Below are 1,773 nucleotides of genomic sequence, written 5' to 3'. Positions count from 1 at the left end.
TGATAACTGATAACTGATAACTGAAAATGCACGAACTAGGAATCACCCAAAATATTATCGAACTTGCCTTAGAACATTCCCGAGGAATGAAAGTTAAGCGCGTGGTGTTAGAGATTGGTAAACTAACGGCAATTATGCCAGAATCGATCGCTTTTTGTTTTGATACCTGTTGTCAAGGTACTAATGTAGAGGGGGCAATGTTAGAGATTCTGGAAATTTCTGGTTTAGGACAGTGCCAAGATTGTGGAAATGAGCTAGAACTAGAATATCCCTACGGAATCTGCGATCGATGTGGTAGTCGCAATATAGTCATTTTACAGGGTCAAGAATTAAATCTCAAATCGTTGGAGACAGAATCCTTATGTGTGTAACCTGTGGTTGTTCTGATAACTCGGAAGTAACGGTAACTAATCCGCAAACGGGAACCCATGAACATATTTTAGCCGATGGTACTGTTATTAGTCATAGCCATCACGATCACGATCATGAGCATCCCCATCATCCCGCAGAAATTCACGCTCAAATTCATGGTAACATTCTCCAAGTTGAGCAAAATCTGCTGGCAAAAAATAATCTATTAGCGGCACAAAATCGCGGTTGGTTGAAGGGTAGAAAAACTGTTGCTCTTAATCTGGTTTCTTCCCCCGGTTCGGGAAAAACTACCCTGTTAACTCGCACAATTGCCGATTTAAAAACCGCTATTCCTATCAGTGTGATTGAGGGAGATCAAGCTACAGCTAATGATGCTCAAAAAATTAGTGAAACCGGTTGTCAGGTTATCCAAATTAACACCGGAACAGGTTGTCATTTAGAAGCATCAATGGTAGAGAGAGGATTAATCGAACTCGATCCACCGATGAATTCTTTAGTCATGATCGAAAATGTCGGTAATCTAGTTTGTCCTGCTTTATTTGATTTAGGAGAAAATGCCAAAGTCGTCATTCTTTCCGTCACCGAAGGAGAAGATAAACCGATTAAATATCCCTATATGTTCCACGCTTCTCAAGTCATGATCTTGACAAAAATAGACCTACTACCCTACGTTAATTTTAACCTCGATCGCTGTTTAGATTATGCCTATCAAGTTAATCCCAATCTGAAAGTTTTTCAAGTTTCCGCTACCACAGGAGAAGGTTTAGATGCTTGGTACAGTTGGTTAAAATCGCTGGTTTAAGTTAAGTAGTAACACACCTAAAAAGTTCAGTCTAACCGAAAGAAAAATGACCCTAGCACTTGATGACAATACTTATAATCAACTGTTGACTAAATTTCAACCCAAGATTATTGAAAATGAGGAAGAATATGAGCAAGCGCGTCATCTTCTGATTAATCTAATTAGTAAACAGGATCGACTACCAGAAGAAACCGCAATGGTTAAATTAATGGCGACAATTATTAAGGATTTTGATGCCAGACAACCTCAACCCGAACCAGCTTCACCGCAGGAAGTATTATTACACTTAATGTCAGCTAACAACATGAAACAAGCTGATTTAGTTGGTAAAAATGGTTCTAAGGGTGTGGTTTCTGAGATTGTTAATGGCAAGCGATCGATTAGTAAAGCTCAAGGGAAAATTTTAGGAGAGATTTTCAATGTTTCCCCCGGTGTATTCATGTAATTCTCTATTAGTTTTTAATGAAAACAGCCGTCATTGTTCCCCCGATTAAATGTCAAGGTATCAAAACTAAACTGGTATCATCAATCAAAAGTTTAGCGGATCAGCAAAACTGTGAGCGCTGGATAGAACCCTTGTGTGGTTCGGGGGTGGTAGC

General features: G+C 39.3%; 4 protein-coding genes. All 4 read left to right on the top strand.

Annotated features, from left to right (window positions below):
* Positions 1 to 26 precede the first annotated feature (26 nt).
* Complete coding sequence (locus tag PX636_RS04285) at positions 27 to 371, top strand: hydrogenase maturation nickel metallochaperone HypA/HybF (protein ID WP_002796464.1); 345 nt, start codon at positions 27 to 29, stop codon at positions 369 to 371.
* Positions 362 to 1,174, top strand: a complete 813-nt coding sequence (gene hypB / locus PX636_RS04280; RefSeq protein WP_002796462.1) for a hydrogenase nickel incorporation protein HypB — start codon at positions 362 to 364, stop codon at positions 1,172 to 1,174. Before PX636_RS04285 ends, hypB begins: the two co-directional genes overlap by 10 nt.
* Positions 1,175 to 1,220: 46 nt before the next feature.
* The gene (locus PX636_RS04275; protein WP_002796461.1) at positions 1,221 to 1,619 is read left to right on the top strand and encodes a helix-turn-helix domain-containing protein; all 399 of its coding nucleotides are present in this window, start codon (positions 1,221 to 1,223) and stop codon (positions 1,617 to 1,619) included.
* Between the two features lie 17 nt (positions 1,620 to 1,636).
* The coding region (locus tag PX636_RS04270; RefSeq protein ID WP_288116316.1) for a DNA adenine methylase at positions 1,637 to 1,773 on the top strand (137 nt) is incomplete at its 3' end.

Origin of the sequence: Microcystis sp. M53598_WE2, from assembly GCF_030067735.1 — a bacterium.
GTDB lineage: Bacteria > Cyanobacteriota > Cyanobacteriia > Cyanobacteriales > Microcystaceae > Microcystis > Microcystis aeruginosa.
Note: the sequence above shows the minus strand (reverse complement) of the source record. Positions and strands in the feature narration are given on the sequence as shown.